This window comes from Acidovorax sp. DW039, assembly GCF_037101375.1.
Taxonomy (GTDB): Bacteria; Pseudomonadota; Gammaproteobacteria; order Burkholderiales; family Burkholderiaceae_C; genus Acidovorax.
This window is the reverse complement of sequence record NZ_AP029019.1, coordinates 1,560,826-1,576,013: the sequence shown is the minus strand read 5'-3', so window position 1 is coordinate 1,576,013 and position 15,188 is coordinate 1,560,826. Positions and strand designations below refer to the sequence as shown.

Here is a 15,188-nt window from a genome sequence, read left to right as displayed (position 1 = left end):
TGCATGGATCTCGCATTCACCCCCGAAGAGCAGGCCTTCCGCGAAGAGGTTCGCACCTGGGTTCGCGCCAACCTGCCCCAGGAGATTTCTCACAAAGTGCACAACGCCCTGCGCTTGACGCGCGCAGACATGCAGGGCTGGGCCAAGATCCTGGGCAAGAAGGGCTGGCTGGCGTTTGGCTGGCCGAAGGAGTTTGGCGGCCCCGGCTGGACTGCCGTGCAAAAGCACCTGTTTGAGGAAGAATGCGCGCTGGCCGGTGCCCCCCGCATCGTGCCCTTTGGCCCGGTGATGGTGGCCCCGGTGATCATGGCGTTTGGCAGCCCCGAGCAGCAAAAGCGTTTTCTGCCCGGCATTGCCAGCGGCGAAGTGTGGTGGAGCCAGGGCTACAGCGAACCAGGCTCGGGCTCGGACCTGGCCAGCGTCAAGACCCGCGCCGAGCGTGTGGGCGACAAATACATCGTCAATGGCCAGAAGACCTGGACCACGCTGGGCCAGTATGGCGACTGGATGTTCAACCTGGTGCGCACCAGTAACGAGGGCAAGCCCCAGACAGGGATCAGCTTTTTGCTGGTGGACATGAAGTCGCCCGGCGTGACGGTGCGCCCGATCAAGCTGCTGGACGGCGAGTGCGAGGTCAACGAAGTCTTCTTCGACAACGTCGAAGTGCCCGTGGAAAACCTGGTGGGCGAGGAAAACAAGGGCTGGACCTACGCAAAGCACCTGCTCAGCCACGAGCGCACCAACATTGCCGATGTGAACCGCAGCAAGCGCGAGCTGGAGCGCTTGAAGCGCATCGCCAAGGCCGAAGGCGTGTGGGAAGACCAGCGCTTCCGCGACCAGATCGCCCTGCTGGAAGTGGACATCGTGGCACTGGAAATGCTGGTGCTGCGCGTGCTGTCGGCGGAGAAAAGCGGCAAGAACTCGCTGGACATTGCGGGGCTGCTCAAGATCAAGGGCAGCGAGATCCAGCAGCGGTATGCCGAGCTGATGATGCTGGCGGCCGGCCCGTTTGCCATGCCGTTTATTGAAGAGGCCATGGAGGCCGGCTGGCAAGGCAACTTCCCCGGCGGCATCACGGCCAACGCACCGCTGGCGTCCACCTACTTCAACCTGCGCAAGACCACCATCTACGGTGGTTCGAACGAAGTGCAGCGCAACATCGTGGCTCAGACCGTGCTCGGCTGAACCCAAGTTCCAGGAGACAAGAACATGGATTTCGATTTTTCTGATGACCAGGAACAACTGCGCGACGCCGTGCGCAAGTGGGTAGAGAAGGGTTACAGCTTTGAGCGCCGCCGTGCCGCCGTGGCGGCAGGGGGTTTTGACCGCGCAGCCTTGAATGAACTGGCAGAGCTGGGCCTGACCGCGCTGACCGTGCCCGAGGCCCACGACGGCATGGGCCAGGGCGCCATAGACGCCATGGTGGTGGCCGAAGAACTGGGCCGCGGGATTGTGCTGGAGCCCATCGCCCAGTCCTTCATCGCCAGCAGCGTGCTGGCCCGCTATGCCCCCGAGCCATTGCAGGCCGCATGGTTGCCCCGCATTGCCGCAGGCGAAGCCCTGGTGGTGCTGGCCTACCAGGAACGCAAAGCCCGCTACCGCCTGAACGTTTGCGATGCAAAAGCCACTGCAGCGCAAGCAGGATATGCGCTGACAGCTACAAAAAGCATAGTACCTGCCGGGGACCAGGCCGACGCCTTCATCGTGCCTGCGCTGCTGGACGGCCACATCGCCCTGTTCCTGGTGGAACGCAACGCCGCCGGTGTCAGCACCCAGGGCTACGTCACCCAAGACGGCAGCCGCGCTGCCGAGGTGCATCTGACCAACGCCGCAGCCACCCTGATCACCACCGACGGACTGGCCGCGCTGGAGCTGGCAGTGGACACAGGCATTGCCGCCACCTGCGCCGAGGCCGTAGGGGTGCTGGACAAAACGGTTGCCATCACTGTGGAATACATGAACCAGCGCAAGCAGTTCGGTGTGTTCATCGCCAGCTTCCAGGCCCTGCGCCACCGCGTGGCCGACATGAAGATGCAGCTGGAGCTGGCCCGCTCCATGAGCTACTACGCCAGCCTGAAGCTGGGTGCTCCAGCAGAAGAGCGCCGCCGCGCCATGGCCCGCGCCAAGGTACAGCTGGGCCAGTCCATGCGCTTCATCGGGCAACAGGCAGTGCAACTGCACGGCGGCATCGGGGTGACCGATGAGTACATCGTGAGCCACTACTTCAAAAAGCTCACGCAGCTGGAAGTGACTTTTGGAGACACCCTGCACCATCTGGGCGAGGTGTCTGAACGCATGCAGGAGACGGCTGGGGTGTTTGCCTGAGCGATCGACGCTCGGCTTTGCGTTGCGTGGCATGCCACAGGATGGCGTTTCGTCGCACTCCTGTCACATGCTACGGTCACGCTTCGATGTTTGCCTTTTTGCCTTCCTCTGGAGCATCTCATGCATTCTTCACCGTTGCCGCGCCGTTCGTTCCTGGCGGCCGCCGCCGTCGCGTCACTTGTTCTGGCTGGTTGTGGTTCCAGCTCACCTGACCATCCCCCCATCGTCTTCGTGCACGGCAACGGCGATACGGCGGCCCTGTGGCAAACCACAGCGTGGCGCTTCGAATCCAACGGCTGGCCACGCGACCGGCTCTACGCCATCGACGTACCGTATCCGCAGTCCCGCGACGATGACACCGTAGCGCAGCCCGGCCGTACCTCTGCAGCCGAGCACATGGCCTTCCTGAAGGCCGAAGTAGATAAGGTGCTGCGCGCCACCGGTGCCAGCCAGGTGGTACTGCTGGCGAACTCACGGGGTGGCTACGCCGTGCGCAACTACATCCAGAACGGTGGGGGCGACCGCACGGTGAGCCACGCTGTTCTGGGCGGTACGCCCAACCACGGCGTGTGGGCCATTCCCGGCTTTCGCGAAGGCAGCGAGTTTTCTGGCACGGGGCCGTTCCTCACCCGGCTGAATGCACCCAAGAATGCTGCTGGTGACGAAGTGCCCGGCCCAGTGCGCTGGATGACGATTCGCTCTGACAGCAATGACAAGTTCGCTCAACCGGATGGTGTGTGGATCGGCCAACCAGGTACTCCCACCAACGTGACCGCTGCCGGGCCTGAACTCAAAGGCGCACAGAACGTGGTGTTCCCACGCATCGATCACCGCGAGACCTCGTTCTCTGCCGTAGCGTTTGATGCCGCCTACCGGTTCATCACTGGAGAAGCGCCCATCCGTACGGACATCGCTACCGAAGGTGCCGTGGTGCTCAACGGCAAGGTCACGGGACTTGGTCTGAACTCCACCGACCCCACATCTGGCAGTTTCAGCAATAACCTGCCCTTGCCCGGTGCGCAGCTGGAGGTATATGCCACCGACCCCGCAACCGGCGCGCGCACCGGTGCCGCTTTGCTGAAGAAGACCGTGGGTGCCGATGGCATCTGGGGCCCGCTGACCACCCAGCCTGGCGTGCCGCACGAGTTCGTGATCTCGGCCCCTGGCTACGCCACGACCCATATCTACCGCAGCAGCTTGCCCCGTGGCAGCAACCTGATCCACCTGCGCGCCGAACGCATCGCCGATGCCGACAAGACCGCAGACTCCATCGTCACGCTGACCCGCCCCCGTGGCTATCTCGACCCGGCCCGAGACAAGATGCTGCTGGACGGCGCAGCGCCTGTAGGTGTGCCAGCCGGTGCTGGCGTAGCGTCTGCCAAGATCAAGCCATCCGGCGGGCAGCGCCCCATCGCCGCCGAGTTCAATGGCGAGCGCGTGGTGGGGCAGACCTGGCCCGCTGCCCAAGGGCACGTAGTGCTGCTGGAGATCAGCCAGTAAAGCGAACGCTGCTGCGGCACCAGTGTGGTTGCAGCAACGATGCGTCCCATCCAACAAAAAGCCCCGCTGGTTACCCAGCGGGGCTTTTTGTTGGAACTGTATCGCTCAGGCCGAAGACCCCTACCTCAGTGCCGGTGCCCTTCGTGACCTTCATGCTGCTTCAGGCTGTCGACGATGTTGACCGTGACCCCGTTGGGCAGCACCATGTCCGATGGTTTCATCCCCGGCTTGCAGTCGCCCAGACGGCGCCCGGAGAACTGGGTCACCCCAGGGCTGCTGTAGGCCACCGGTTTCGAATAAGCCACCTCGAAATCTCCCTGATAAAGCTGCTGGAAGTCTCCCTTCAAACGGATGCGGGCCTTGACCTGGTTGTCGTGTACGAAGCACACCGTCTGCACCGTGAACTGTCCTGCTTCCTTTACGACCTTCGTTTCGTGGCAGTGCTCCTGCCCTGGCACGATAGCGAGCATGGTCAAAGCATCCACTTCGTTTGTAGTGCATTGCAGCACCTTTTGCTGACGCATGACAGACTGGCCGGCACCAATGATCGAGACTTCCCATAAGCCGGGTTTGCGCACAGGCAGGGCATCAGCGTGGGCGAGCGGCAGGAGAGCACCCAACGAGTGTGACAACACAGCAAGGACAAGTGTGGAGGTTTTCATGAAGCAAAAATAGAGTGCCAGAGCCCCCTGAGGGCCCTGGCAAAGGCTCTATGCCAGAGCGCGATGACGAGATGAGTTCGGCAAAGCAGAAGCTACCGCATCAGCGACCAAAACGACGCCGGTGCCCCCAGGCCATCAGCGCCAGCAGGGCCGACAGCATGATCATTCCCCACTCGGACAATGTGGGGATGGACGCAGGGCCGGTAGCTGGAGCAAAGCGGAACACCGCAGTGCAGTCCGCTGCCACAGCAGGCACGGTGTAGGTAGTAAAGCCTGCATTGAAGCTTCCGCCAGTGCAGGTGCTGGATGCATCCAGCGCCGCACGCATACCCGCACCAGGAGCAAGAGTGAACACGGCACTTGCGCCAGGCATCACAGCCTGGGAGGCAGGGGACACCGTACCGGTGCCCGACAGCACAGACCCAGTCACCACTGGGTTGGGCACAAACGCGAACACTGCGGAGCAAGCGCCCGCCACACTGGGGATGGTGTACACCGTGGTATCAGCATTAAAGCTACCGCCCGTGCAAGTGCTGCTGGCCGCCAGAGTGGCGCGCTGCCCCGCACCGGGTGTGAGCGTGATCACTGCCGTGCTGCCCACCGCCACCGACTGCGATGCAGGAGTGGCCACACCGCTGCCTGAGGCCACTGATGCTGTGACCGCCACAGGTCCGATGAAAGCGAAGTTCACCGAGCAATTGGCTGCCACTGAAGCGATGGTGTAGGTGGTGCCAGACCAAGTGCCTGCAGCGCAGGTGCCTGTCGGCGTGCCATTGGAGTATCCAGTGTTGGGCGTGACCACGTACGAGGCAGAGCCACCGATCACCACAGTCTTGGGCGTGTTGGGCGTGATAACGCCGCCTGTGCCTACCGTAGGCGTGACCGTGGCAACGCCTGCATTCACAAAGCTAAAGTTGATTGTGCAGCTTTGCGCAATGGCATTGGTCGTGTAAGTGCTCCCCACCAGGGTGCCACCCGTTTGTGCGCCGCCCGCTGCGCAGTTGTCAGTGATGACAGGTGCGTAGCCTGCGTTAGGCGTGACAGTGAACGAGGTGGTCCCCCCCGGTGCCACCGGCTGGGTCACGGCGGGGCTGACCGTTCCATTGGCACCGATCGCAGGCGTCACGTCCAGGGGCACGGTGAAGTTGGCAGTTACAACCTTGGACGCATCCATGGAAACGGTGCAACTTGTGGCGGTACCGGAGCATCCACCACCGTTCCAGCCCGAAAAGATCGATCCAGAGGGTGCGGTGGCGTACAAGATGACTTGGGAACCGCCCGGTGCGTCTGCGGCGCAACTCGGGCCACAAGTGATGCCCGATGGCACCGAGGTCACGGTCCCCGCGCCAACTTTGTTGACCGATAGGTTGAACAACCCCAGACCCACGGGATTCGAATCCGTGGCGGTGTTGTTGGAGCTTTCGCGGTCCTTCACACCGACGGGTGCTGTCACCACAGCTGTGTGCAGGATGGTGCTGGCACCCGTGCCAGCAGGGTCTGCTTGCGCCGAAATGGTGTAAGTGAGCGTGCCGCCAACCGGGACAGGAGCTGTCAGTATCTGACTCACAGCGCCGGAGCCTGAGGGCACAGGGCAGACTGCGCCACCGCTGGCAACACAGGTCCATGAGATGTTTGTCAACGACGCAGGCGCCGACTCCTGGACGGTCGTTCCGGCGGGTACATCCGTGGGGCCGAGGTTGGTCACGGACATGGTGTACGTGAGGGCCTGGCCCCAGATCACGGCGCTTTGCCCGTCAGACAGGCTCACGCTCAAATCGACCAGGGGGTCCGTCGTGATCCGGCTTTGCACCAGCGGCCCCAGCAGGGGCGAAATGGCATCGCCCACGATGGAATAGTTGCCGTGGTTGATGGGGCCCGTGGTAGTACCCGGCGTGAGAAACGACAGCGGGATGGTGCCGCTGCTACCCGGATTGAGCGTGCCGATCGGGCACGACACCGTATCGATCTGGTTGCCCGCCGCACCAGACGTACTGACCGTGCAGGCGCCCGGCACGGTGGCTGGGTCCACGCGCAGGTTCTTGGGGGTTCCTGCCGTGTTGTCTTGCGGAGACACGATGGTCACCACCGTGCTCGTCAACGGCACGTCACCCTGGTTCGAATACGAATACGTGTAGGCAACGCTGCTGCCGGCGGCAGCGTACTCTGGCGCATCGGCCTTGATGCCTGGGCCGGGCAGGTTGGTCAGACCGGCTCCAGAATCCACATAGATATGGCCGGAATGCCCACCCGCGCTGCAACCCGCAGCGATCACGGTGACCTTGATCTGGTCGCCCACATCCAGCACACCGGCCCCAGGTGCAATGTCGATGGTCTGCCAGTTGGTGTACTGAAAGCCGCCAACCGTCTGCCAGGGCACGCCCGACTGGCCAGAGAAGTTGAAGGTGTAGAACAGCTGTTTGTTCTTCGTGACGTTATAGACCTCGACGAAGAAGTAGGGCTGCTCGTTCCCGGCATGGCCAGGGTTTTGCAACACCGGTGCGATGGCAAAACGCACGTGTGCCTTCCCATCCGCAGGGTCAACGTCGCTCAGGGTCATCATGGCCGTCTGGTCAATGGACGCAGCACGGTTCTGGGCGCCCAGGTAATTGACGCGAGCACTCTTGGCGCCATACAGCGGAAAGCGCACCTGACCGTTGACGTTCGTGTCAGAGCCATTACCCACAGCATCGGTCGGCGCTGGTGTGGAGGTTGTGTTGACGGTGAGCCCCAGATCACTTTCGGCATCCGGCGGGAAGTTAGCCAAAGGAATACCGGCACTTGGCACGCGCAGATGCCGAATGTTCCAGTTGGCCAAATCATTCTCAAAGCCGCCATTCAAGAAAGCCGCATGAGATGAGCCTGCGGTGGTCACAAAGACCAGCAACCCCAACAGCCACAGGCACAAGTAGCGCGGGAACCCGGAAGGCTCTTCGCGCTTTCCAGCGGGAAAATTCTGTGTGATCAATCTACCTTCTCCTCTTTGAAGCAGTCCCTGTTGTCAAAACCTGCAGGCCGATTTCGGCCAAGGCTGCGCCCTGCCTTGCGACATACACAGCAAAATTGATGGGGGAAATTTCGACCGTTATCGACGAGCCAAGCCTCGTCGACCGGTTGATGCGGGGTGGGTCAACTCATGCGGCGAACACCAGCCCTTTGCCAAAGACCGCACGCACAGGCAACGCCATCGCTGTGTCGTCCAGGGTCTTTCGTCGCAGTCGCGTCAGAGCTGACTCGATGCGATGGAAATCGTCTTCCAGGTCACGGGCGCCTACCGCCTCCGTCAGCGCCTGCTTGCTGATCACCGCGCCCGGCGTACGCATCAGACACGAGAGAATTTCCAATTCCCGGGTCGTGAGAATGACGTTTTTGCCGTTGGGGGCACGAAGCTTCCCGCCCGCCCTGTCAAGACTCCAGGACGAAGTCACTTGCGGAGCACTGATCTGGAACTGGCGTTGCCTGCTGCGCAGCTGAGAGCGCACGCCTGCCACCAGTTCCTGCATATCCACTGGCTTCACGAAGTACTGGAGCGCACCGGCATCCAGCCCCTTGATACGGCTGTCGAGATCTGCTCGTGCCGTCATCAGCACAGTGGATATGCCTTGTGCAGCAAGGCGCTCTACAAGACTCAATCCATCCGCACCGGGCAGACCGATATCAATGACCGCCAAGTCCACCCGGTCTCTCAACAACCGCACGTAAAAATCTTCGGCAGACTCCGCACCCCAGGTATCAAATCCGGCGTGCGCAAGATATCGGCAGACATTCGCGCGAATGTCTTCATCGTCTTCAACGACGGCGATAGTGGCTTTGGGACTGACGGACACGGACACGAAAGAGGCAGAGAGTGACAAGTTGATACGTAAGATTGTCCCAGCCCTGAACAAACCCGGCCATGCACAAGAACTCACAAAAACTCACAACACTGATTACTTCTCCGTTCAGGGGCCTGATGAGAACGCTGTGCCTCATGTTTGTGAGCCTCCTGTGCATGGTCGGACAGGCCGTGGAAATGGACTCCGACATTCATCTCCGGCTGGGCTGGGAGGTACCGATGGAACGCATCGACGATGTAGCAAGTGCATGGACGCCAGACACAGTTCCGCCCGCCTCCACCATGCCGGGGAGCATCTTGCTTAAATCACTGAGCGCGGGTTATCTCGGCCACGCGGTATGGCTGCGCTTTCAGGTCCCGGAATTCAACTCCGCAGATGCGGATGATCATCTATGGCTGTTGGCGCAGCCAACTTATTTGGACGAAGTAACGCTGTACCAGCGCAGTCCCTCGGCACCCGACTGGCGTGCTCAGTTCAGCGGCGACCTGATCCCTGCGGACCAAAAGCGCCATGTCCGGCAGCACCTTTTCCGCCTCACTCCGGGCAGCACCGTACTGCTCAGGATCAAGACGACGAGTGCCATGCAGTTTCAGGGAAAGATCCTCTCCGACAAAACGCTGGAGAGGGTGCTCGCCGACTCAGAACGCAATCAAGGGTTGTACTTCGGTGCACTGCTCGCACTACTGCTGGGTTTGGTGGCAGCAGCCACCATCTTCAAAGCCCCGCCGCTCAAGGCCTTGGCCATCTTGGGCATCGTGAGCGCTGCGCACCTGATCAATGTGCGGGGATACACAAGCCTATGGATACCAACGTCACTGACGGCATGGGCCAGTCATGCCGTCAGCCTGGGGTCGTTTGCCATCGCTGCGGCGGTGGCATGGCAAGTCCGCATTCAGCTCACAGCCCATTCCCCTCATCACAGAACAGACCGATTCCTGGTTGCGCTGACTCTGTTCAATGTGTTTTGCATGGCCAGCGTTCCGCTGAACTTTTACGGTGACATTGCATGGATGCACCTGGTTTCGCTGCTTATCTGCGACCTGATCGCAGTGACCCTGAGCCTGAAAGCGCTGCTCAGCGGACGGCATCGGCTTCAGCATGCTGTCCTGCTCATGGCTTACGGACTCCACACTGTCAGCGGAGGGCCGCTGGCACTCCTCATGCTCGGGCACTCCGAATGGGACGTTGATGCCACATCTTTGTGGCAGGGGGAAGCGCTGCTGTTCACCTTCCTGATGGCTTTCGCAGTGTTTTTGGGCATGGTGCGCCGATACACCAGAGCCATTGCGGCGAAGGATCAAGCGATCACAAGACTCGCAGAATCTGAACACCGCCTGGAGGACCGGATTGCACTGCGAACCGCAGAGCTTTCATTTGCTCAGCAGGCGCTGGTAGAGGCCTTGCAAAGTGAGAGAGCACTGCGGCAAGAGCAGCATCAATTCTTCAACATGATCAGTCACGAGTTCAGGACTCCGTTGGCGGTCATTGATAGCGCCGCAGCAGAGCAGCAGACCTTTCCCTCCGAAGATCTGAAGAACCAAACCACGCGCGCCGATCAGATCAGAAGAGCCTGCCGGAGACTGACCTCCATGATCGACAGCTGTCTTGTCAACGATCGTATGGAGAGCGCGGGCTTTCACCTGCACCCCTCCAAAACGTCTGTGCCCGACATGCTGGAGCATGCCGCGCAGCTCGTGCGCTGGTCACCCAAGCACCAGCTCAAGCTATTCACACAAGCAGCACCTGCCGAGTGGATTTGCGATGCAGCGCTGGTGCGGATTGCCTTGTCGAACCTGGTGGACAACGCAGTGAAATACGCCAAGGCCGGAGAAATCTTCATTGCGGCCAGCCGCAATGACGCCGGTCTGCTGGAATTTACGGTGGCTGATGACGGCTCGGGCATGTCGCTAGAAGTGATGAACAAGATCTTCACGCAGTTTGAGCGGGGGGATCGCACAGACCAGACGCGAGGTTTCGGGCTGGGTTTGTGGGTGGCTCGCAGAATTGCCCGCTTGCACGGCGGCGACATCTCGGTCGAATCGCAACTGGGCCATGGCTCGTGCTTCATCATGACGATTGCCGCGCAGCGCCTTCCACGCTAGGAATCCTCAGCATTAATCACTGAGCGGTATACATCTGCGGAGTCGGGTGGTCTGCAGCGGTGCAAATGCTCGCACCAGCTATGGCTGCGTTTCGCATCTTTCAGACCATCCTGATCCGTCACGCACCTACTCTTGTCGCTCGATTCGCGCCGAGGATCCCTGGTCGAAGAAAGGAATCCTGGATAATCCAGAGTTTCATGCCAATCCACAGGCGCAGCTAAGCCTGGCAGTAACCTGCGACCCCGTTCAAAGGCCTGTTTTCAGCGACCCATGCACCCATGAGCGTTACCGCGACCGACCCCAATCTCAAACACCTGCAAAAAGCCCGCGAGCAAATTGCCAAGGGCGATCTCAAAAATGCGGCACTCACGCTGAACAAGGCCAACAAGCAGTGGCCGCAGGACCCCCGCGTTTTCATGCTCGGCGGCCTGCTGGCTGAGAAGTCCGGGAACATCAAGGGTGCTTTTGAAGCGCTGCGCAAGTCGGTATCCCTGTCCCCCGACTGGGGCCCAGGACAGCTGGAACTGGCGCTTTTGCTGGCACGCCAAAACCAGTTTGCCGAGGCCATCGAGACCGCAGAGAAAGTTGCCAAGCTTGAACCCCAGAATCTGACCGTACTGGCAGGGGTGGTGGATATTGCCCACCGCGCAGGCCACACGGAGATGGCTATCAAACACCTGCGCCGTGGCCTGGAACTGGTCCCCAACGACGCCATGCTGCGCAGACTGCTTGCACGCGACCTGAGCGAGCAAGGCCAACACGAAGAGGCGCTGAAGGTGTGGGGCGGACTCATCGATGAGAACCCCTCTGACCATGAGGCTCTGGTGGGCCGCGTGCAGACTCTTCTGGCCGCTGGCAAGCCAGAACAAGCGCAAGCAGATGCGCAGGCACTGCTGGCACTGGCGCCACAGGACGAGGTGTACCAGTACTACGCCCAGTTGACGCAGGGCGAAACACCAGCGCAGCAACCCGCCGCATTGATGCGTGGCCTGTTCGACAGCATGGCTGATGTCTATGACGGACACATGGTGCGCGGCCTGAAGTACCAGCTGCCCAAGCAGATTGCAGAGAAGATCCTGGCGCGCTACCCCGACAAGCACCTCAACCTGCTGGACCTGGGCTGCGGCACTGGGCTGCTGGGGGTATGCCTGGGGCCTCTGTCCGGCTACCTCATCGGTGTGGACCTGTCGACCAAGATGGTGGAGCAAGCCGCCCGCCACAACGTATACGACCGTTTCCACACGGTGAATCTGCACGATGCATTGCGCGATACGCCCGATGGCCTGTACCAGGTCATCACGGCACTGGATGTGTTCATCTATGCAGGCGATCTGACAACTGCCATCCCCAATGCTTTGCGCATCCTCGCCGCAGATGGACAGCTGATCTTCTCGTGTGAAACGGCCAGCGAATCCGGGCCTGACCTGGTGCTGCAGTCCAGCGGCCGTTATGCACACAAACGTAGCCACGTGGAAGCACTGTGCCGCGCGGCGGGCTTCGATGACGTTGCTGTGGAAGAGACCACCCTGCGCACCGAAGGCGGTGCCCCTGTGCAAGGTTTTGTGGTGACTGCACACAAGCCTGCCGCCTGATCTTTTGAGAGCCGCTGTGCGCCGAAATGCAGGCCACAGCGAGACAGCAAAAAGGCCCATCCGAAACGGTGGGCCTTTTTGCTTTCATGGGGTGATAAGAGTGGCTAACAAAACTCAGCGTAGCGGCCTTGGCTAGGCGTTTCGTCGCAGGCAGTACGCCGGGTACGACAAGACGGAACAACGACGCCAAGGGAGTTTTGTTAGCCGCTCTAAGTGGCGGGTGAGTTACGTCAGAAGGTAATCCACGGGCAGCAAGGGCTCCGGCAAATGGGTTTCACCCAGGGACTCCCGCAAGTTGATTTCGATTGCACGGCAAAGGGTGTCCAGCGGAAGATCATTGCTCTCGAGCCCGAAGGGTTCCTCAATTTCGTCACCCAGGGCGTCCAGGCCGAAGAAGGTGTAAGCCACGATGGCCACTACAAACGGGGTCATGAAGCCCGTGGTGTCCACCAGACCGAACGGCAGCAGAAAGCAGTACAGGTAAGCGGTGCGATGCAGAAGCAGCGTGTACGAAAACGGTACGGGCGTGTTGCGGATGCGCTCGCAGGACGCGGCTGACGCAGTCATGGCAGACAGAGTGCTGTCGATGCTTGCCGCAAGACAGGGGTCAACGCGACCTTCGCGCAGGCACAAGGCCAGATCACGCCCCATACCTTGCATGATGGCGTCGGGCCGCTGGGCCGATGACTGCACGCGAGGCCACTCCTCGGGCTGCAGCCAGCGCTGCAGCAGCGCATCGTCCGTCTGGGCACGCAGATGCAGCCGGAGGGCATGCACAAACGCAATGGCACGGTGCACCATGCGCACACGCACATCTCCCGCCCGGTTCGCAGGCTCGATGGGCTGGCTGTCGTGAATCAGGCTCAGGCATTGACGCGAGAGGTTGCGTGTTCGCAGCACCAGCTCGCCCCACAGCTTGCGCCCTTCCCAGTAGCGGTCGTAGGCCGTGGTGTTGCGAAAGCCCAGAAAAATCGCAAGTGGCAGTCCCATCAGGGTGAACGGGATGGGGGTCAGCGTGATCTTGAAGATGAACAGACTGCCGTGGGCCAAGGTCACGGCGGTAGCCAGCAGAGTGTTGAACAGCAGCGTCCACCGGATACGCTGGAGGATGGAGCCCCGCAGCAGCAAGAACAATCGCAGCCCGGAGGGGCGGTCCCGAACAATCATGAGAAAACAGGGTAAACCCTTATTTTCCCACAGGGATTCAGCAACTCCCGCAGTTCAGGGTCTTGCAGCTACCGCTACGCCGCCAAGCGCGACGACTTGGGCACATGGGCCAGCAGGAACTCCATCTGGTCGGCCAGGATGCGCCGATTGCGCAGGATGAAGTCCTCCCACAGGCTGGGCACGTAAGGGGCATACAGCAGGGGCATGTGCGCCTGTTCCGGGGTGCGGGGCCCTTTGCGGTGGTTGCAGGCACGACAGGCGGTGACGACATTCATCCAGTGGTCCTGCCCGTGGTGAGCAAACGGCACGATGTGCTCCCGGGTCAGCTCGTCCTCGTGAAAGTGCCCGCCGCAATAGGCGCAGATGTTCCGGTCACGCGCGAAAAGCTTGCTGTTGGTGAGGCCTGGCTTCAAGTCAAACGGATTGATGCGCGGCACGCCCTTGGTGCCGATGATGCTGTTGACGGCAATCACGGACTGCTCGCCCGTGCGCGCATTGTGACCACCGCGAAAGCATGCAATCTGCGCGCCGGACTCCCAGCGCACCTCGCCTGCGGCGTAATGGATGACGGCTTGCTCCAACGTGATCCACGATTGGGGCAGCCCCTGGGCTGACAGCTTCAAGACCTTCAAAACACGCCTCCTGGAACTTTCGCTACACAAGGATTCGGAACTCGGACGTCTCGGGGGAAGGCACTGCGCTGGTGCCATTCCGCAAGGCCTTGGCGCCGCCGCAGCAGGGCTGGGGACGCGGGCAAGGCATGCCTCGGTCACAATATACTCTTTTTCCATGACAAATTGGCGTCTTGCGCTTGATCCACGTGCGCAAGCTGCTATCAAAAAGATAACAAGCCGATGAAGATCTTTCGCGGATTCCACCACCCTGGCATCGCCAGCGCTTGCGCGCTGACCATCGGTAATTTCGACGGCGTGCACAGAGGCCACCAGGCCATGCTGGCACTGCTGAACAACGAAGCGGCCCACCGGGGGGTGGAAAGCTGTGTGCTCACCTTTGAGCCCCATCCGCGGGACTACTTTGCCGGAGCCCTGCACAAGCCAGAACTGGCCCCAGCCCGCATTGGCACCCTGCGTGACAAGCTCACCGAGTTGGAGCGCTGCGGGGTGCAGCAGGTGGTGGTGCTCCCCTTCAGCGCCAGACTGGCGGCACAAACACCCCAGGCTTTCATTGATGAAGTGCTGGTTCAGGGGCTGGGGGCGCGCTACGTTCTGGTGGGTGACGATTTCCGCTTTGGTGCGCAGCGTGCAGGGGATTACGCCATGCTGGACGCCGCCGGGCAAACCCAGGGCTTTGACGTGGCCCGCATGAACAGCTACGAGGTGCGCGGGCTGCGGGTTTCCAGCTCCGCCGTGCGTCAGGCACTGGGACGTGGTGATATGGAGGCCGCCGCTGCACTGCTGGGCCGCCCCTACACCATCTCCGGCCATGTGGTGCACGGGCGCAAACTGGGCCGCGAACTGGGAGCCAGCACGCCGGGCGGGCAAGACGGTTTCCGAACCCTGAACCTGCGCTTTGCCCACTGGAAACCCGCCGCCAGTGGCATCTTTGCCGTGCTGGTGCACGGCCTGTGTGACGAGCCGCTGCCCGGCGTTGCCAACCTGGGCGTGCGCCCGTCGCTGGCCCCCAACGATGTGAACGGTGGGCGTGTTCTGCTGGAAACCCATTGCCTGCGGTGGCCCGACAGCCTGGGGGCAGAAGGGGCCTACGGTAAAATCATCCGCGTGGAACTTCTGCACAAACTGCACGACGAGCTCAAGTACGACGGTCTCGATGCCCTGACAAAGGGCATTGCCAAGGACTGTGCTGATGCACGGGCGTACTTCGCATCGGCCAACGCCCCTTCTCACACCGAAACCCGGCGCCAGACGACGCGCGACCGAATTTAGAGGGCTGCCTTTGCGCAGCGCCCGCGCATGCGGGCCTACCCTCCTCTTGCCCCGCTTTTTTCAGCCTCTTCCCGCTTCCGCACCGGGTACGTCCCGGGTTGCA

11 protein-coding genes are annotated in these 15,188 nt (G+C 61.4%); 6 read left to right on the top strand and 5 right to left on the bottom strand.

The annotated features are described in order from the left end of the window. The first annotated feature begins 3 nt into the window (after positions 1–3). From AACH87_RS07120 to AACH87_RS07110, 3 genes are all read left to right on the top strand, one after another. Positions 4–1,185: an acyl-CoA dehydrogenase family protein gene (locus tag AACH87_RS07120; RefSeq protein ID WP_338798074.1), complete on the top strand. Its 1,182-nt coding sequence runs from the start codon at positions 4–6 to the stop codon at positions 1,183–1,185. A gap of 24 nt (positions 1,186–1,209) precedes the next feature. Then, complete coding sequence (locus tag AACH87_RS07115; RefSeq protein ID WP_338798073.1) at positions 1,210–2,325, top strand: acyl-CoA dehydrogenase family protein; 1,116 nt, start codon at positions 1,210–1,212, stop codon at positions 2,323–2,325. A gap of 120 nt (positions 2,326–2,445) precedes the next feature. Next, positions 2,446–3,825, top strand: a complete 1,380-nt coding sequence (locus tag AACH87_RS07110; protein WP_338798072.1) for an alpha/beta fold hydrolase — start codon at positions 2,446–2,448, stop codon at positions 3,823–3,825. A gap of 125 nt (positions 3,826–3,950) precedes the next feature. Here the strand turns inward: AACH87_RS07110 and AACH87_RS07105 are convergent, their stop codons facing one another. The 3 genes from AACH87_RS07105 to AACH87_RS07095 form a co-directional block, all read right to left on the bottom strand. Beyond that, the gene (locus AACH87_RS07105; RefSeq protein ID WP_338798071.1) at positions 3,951–4,487 is read right to left on the bottom strand and encodes a DUF3617 family protein; all 537 of its coding nucleotides are present in this window, start codon (positions 4,485–4,487) and stop codon (positions 3,951–3,953) included. A gap of 100 nt (positions 4,488–4,587) precedes the next feature. Further along, on the bottom strand, positions 4,588–7,452 hold the full coding sequence (locus AACH87_RS07100; protein ID WP_338798070.1) for an IPTL-CTERM sorting domain-containing protein: 2,865 nt from the start codon (positions 7,450–7,452) through the stop codon (positions 4,588–4,590). A 166-nt stretch (positions 7,453–7,618) separates the two neighbouring features. Then, entirely contained in the window at positions 7,619–8,317 is a 699-nt protein-coding gene (locus AACH87_RS07095; RefSeq protein ID WP_338798069.1) for a response regulator transcription factor, read from the bottom strand. 62 nt (positions 8,318–8,379) lie between these two features. Between AACH87_RS07095 and AACH87_RS07090 the strand changes: the two genes are divergently transcribed. Both AACH87_RS07090 and AACH87_RS07085 read left to right on the top strand, forming a co-directional pair. Continuing rightward, positions 8,380–10,422, top strand: coding sequence for an ATP-binding protein (locus tag AACH87_RS07090; RefSeq protein WP_338798068.1), 2,043 nt, complete (start codon positions 8,380–8,382; stop codon positions 10,420–10,422). A 278-nt stretch (positions 10,423–10,700) separates the two neighbouring features. Further along, positions 10,701–12,014: a tetratricopeptide repeat protein gene (locus tag AACH87_RS07085; protein WP_338798067.1), complete on the top strand. Its 1,314-nt coding sequence runs from the start codon at positions 10,701–10,703 to the stop codon at positions 12,012–12,014. 225 nt (positions 12,015–12,239) lie between these two features. Here AACH87_RS07085 and AACH87_RS07080 read toward each other — a convergent pair whose 3' ends face one another. Both AACH87_RS07080 and AACH87_RS07075 read right to left on the bottom strand, forming a co-directional pair. Continuing rightward, the gene (locus tag AACH87_RS07080; RefSeq protein ID WP_338798066.1) at positions 12,240–13,181 is read right to left on the bottom strand and encodes a bestrophin family protein; all 942 of its coding nucleotides are present in this window, start codon (positions 13,179–13,181) and stop codon (positions 12,240–12,242) included. Positions 13,182–13,255: 74 nt separating this feature from the next. Further along, the gene (locus AACH87_RS07075; protein WP_338798065.1) at positions 13,256–13,813 is read right to left on the bottom strand and encodes an HNH endonuclease; all 558 of its coding nucleotides are present in this window, start codon (positions 13,811–13,813) and stop codon (positions 13,256–13,258) included. A gap of 222 nt (positions 13,814–14,035) precedes the next feature. On the opposite strand from AACH87_RS07075, the gene AACH87_RS07070 reads away from it, so the two are divergent. Further along, complete coding sequence (locus tag AACH87_RS07070) at positions 14,036–15,085, top strand: bifunctional riboflavin kinase/FAD synthetase (RefSeq protein WP_338798064.1); 1,050 nt, start codon at positions 14,036–14,038, stop codon at positions 15,083–15,085. Positions 15,086–15,188 lie beyond the last annotated feature (103 nt).